Origin of the sequence: Xanthomonas arboricola pv. guizotiae (assembly GCF_002940205.1) — a bacterium.
GTDB classification, from domain to species: Bacteria; Pseudomonadota; Gammaproteobacteria; order Xanthomonadales; family Xanthomonadaceae; genus Xanthomonas; species Xanthomonas arboricola_C.
The window spans coordinates 1-2,451 of sequence record NZ_MDSK01000085.1 but is presented as its reverse complement, the minus strand read 5'-3'; the positions used below and the strand labels follow the sequence as shown (position 1 = coordinate 2,451).

4 protein-coding genes are annotated in these 2,451 nt (G+C 51.3%); all 4 read left to right on the top strand.

The features are described 5' to 3' along the window. On the top strand, positions 1-657 hold a 657-nt coding region (locus XarbCFBP7408_RS21845), incomplete at its 5' end, for a type IV secretory system conjugative DNA transfer family protein (RefSeq protein WP_258072303.1). A gap of 46 nt (positions 658-703) precedes the next feature. Then, positions 704-1,165 (top strand): hypothetical protein, encoded by a 462-nt coding sequence (locus tag XarbCFBP7408_RS21840; RefSeq protein WP_258072302.1) that lies wholly within the window; start codon positions 704-706, stop codon positions 1,163-1,165. A gap of 26 nt (positions 1,166-1,191) precedes the next feature. Further along, on the top strand, positions 1,192-1,650 hold the full coding sequence (locus tag XarbCFBP7408_RS21835) for a hypothetical protein (protein ID WP_104564684.1): 459 nt from the start codon (positions 1,192-1,194) through the stop codon (positions 1,648-1,650). Then, a complete protein-coding gene (locus XarbCFBP7408_RS21830) occupies positions 1,647-2,417 on the top strand; it encodes a hypothetical protein (protein ID WP_181123328.1) in 771 nt (256 codons plus the stop codon). Before XarbCFBP7408_RS21835 ends, XarbCFBP7408_RS21830 begins: the two co-directional genes overlap by 4 nt. Positions 2,418-2,451: the final 34 nt, after the last annotated feature.

The following is a 2,451-nucleotide window of genomic DNA, read 5'->3' as shown; positions in this document are numbered from 1 at the left end:
CAAAGCGCACTAGGGATCTCGTTGCGACGTGTCATGCCGGCAATGTTGTCGCCGACTCAACAGAATTCAAGGGTTTTGTTAGCCGCTCTTAGTCAGCTCATCAACCTCAACACGAAAGAGCTGCCGCAGAACAACCCGGTGCTCAAGCACCAGTGTTTGCTGCTGATGGATGAGTTCACGTCCATTGGCCGGGTCGACATCATCGCAAGCGCGGTGAGCTACATGGCCGGCTACAACATCCGTTTGCTGCCGATCATCCAGAGCATGGCGCAGCTGGATGCGACCTATGGCAAGGATGTCTCGCGAACGATCATCACCAACCATGCTCTGCAAATCGTCTACGCCCCACGCGAACAGCAAGATGCCAACGACTACTCGGACATGCTCGGCTACACCACAGTGCGCAAGAAGAACAAATCCCACACCAGTGGCAAGCAAAGCAATGTGTCCTATTCCGAAACCGAGCAGCGCCGCGCCTTGATGCTGCCGCAGGAGTTGAAGGCGATGGGGTTTGACAAGGAAGTCTTCCTCTATGAAGGCATCCCAAACCCGGTGCTCTGCGAGAAGATCAAGTATTACGAAGATGCCTACTTCACCAAACGGCTGCTACCAAAAGCCGAGGTGAAAAAGTTATCTGCCGCCGTCTCGAGCTCATGAAATTAGCTCTTGACGAAAAATTCCAAGCCATTGCCGGGAAATTAAAATGCCATTTGTAAATGAATTTATTCCTGAGCCAGATGTTGTCAAATACAACCTAGAAGCGATCGACAGAGACTTTGTGGTCGGTGGCACCAATGCAAGAGACTGGACAATTGATCGTGATCGCGACATGTATTTGCGCAATGTTGCAAACGGTGGCGGCACCGAAATCGAGGTCAGAAACCAGGCAAAGTTCTCCTTCTATTGGCATGGCGAGCTCCTGACGCTGAGACTGGATTTGGTCGACGGTGGAGGCGCGCGAGGTCAGCCCGGTTGGTCCCATTGGAGACTGATGTGGATCAATGGCGGGAAAGGACTGCCTGAGCATCTCAAGGCTGACAAGGACCAATTCGTAGCTGACCTCAAACAGGCCTTGCTCGCATACAAGGATTTTGGCGTCCACTCCAGAAACACGGACTACCACATCGCTCTTGAAGTCGATGATAATTTATCTTCTAAAATATAATTCAGCCATAAGGTAGGGGTGTCGCCATGGCATTCGTAAGCGAGTTTATTTCCCCAGATGATGTTGCTAGATACGATATTTTATCGATTGACCGTAAATTTCTGATTGGAGGAACCAACGCCAGAGATTGGGTCATTGATCGTGAGCGTGAAATCTATTTGCGAAATGTGGCGCATGGCGGGGGGAGTGAGCCTGAAATCCGCAATCAAACACAGTGGACATTTTATTGGCGCGGTGAATTGCTGACATTGCGACTTGATATGCTTGAAAGTGGAGGAGAAAGGAAAGGGGCCGGCTGGTCTCGTTGGATGTTAATTTGGATCAATGGCGGGAAAGGCCTCCCGGATCATCTCAAGTCAGATGCACCACAATTTGTTGAAGACTTAGGTGTGGCGCTGACGGCACATAAAGGATTTGGAGGGATTCACTCAAAGTATACCGACTACAACGCCAAGATTGAGATATCGGAAGGCTGTGTGATATGAAAAATGCATTGAGTGCGGAAGAGGCCATTACTTTACTGAGGGAGCGACCGGATGCGTATCGTTCAGGCGAAGATCTGCGCACACTTGCAGCACAGGTAGATGCAAATGCACCAGGCCGTGTGACTGTTCTTTATAGCGGTCCGGCAGCGAAGGGGATCTGGTCAACAGATGTCATCGCCGCGATGGTTGAAATGGGCGAAGACGTTAGAGTCATCAATGGAAGTGAGGCAGCGAAATTTTTGGAGTCAAAAGATTTCTATAGCGCACTGGCCGACGCTTACGATATCGATGTTGATCAACTGATTGATGGGACCTACAGAGGACCCGCCACAGAGTGGCTCTACCACCCTACGCAAGGTCCTTGGGCAGATGCGTCTGGACGGTTTGCAGATGCAACCGTAGGTGAGGTTCATGCCATCGTGGGCGACGCTCAGCCAAGCCGCGTCTTTGGCGAAATTGAAGTGCCTCGTATTCTTGCCAATCCAAACGTCACCTCGATTGAGGGGCTTCCACGTGAAGCGCTGGTTGGTGTGAAGGATCGGCTCGGTCAGCAAGCAGCCTTTGAGCTGATCGTGGCCCGTGCGCGTGAACACGAAGGCATGCTGCGCATCCCGGCCAGTGATGATGCGCTCCGCGAGAACAAAGTCCTGAGGCTCGATAACAGAGAGTATTTTCGTGGAACAGCCATTGAGGGAACTTCAAAGGCTTTAGAGCGTGTTATGAACTTTGAAAGAGCGTGGCTGCATTTCCAAGCATCAGAATCGTGAAGACAACAAAGTGCAAACCGGCCAAGGTTTCCGG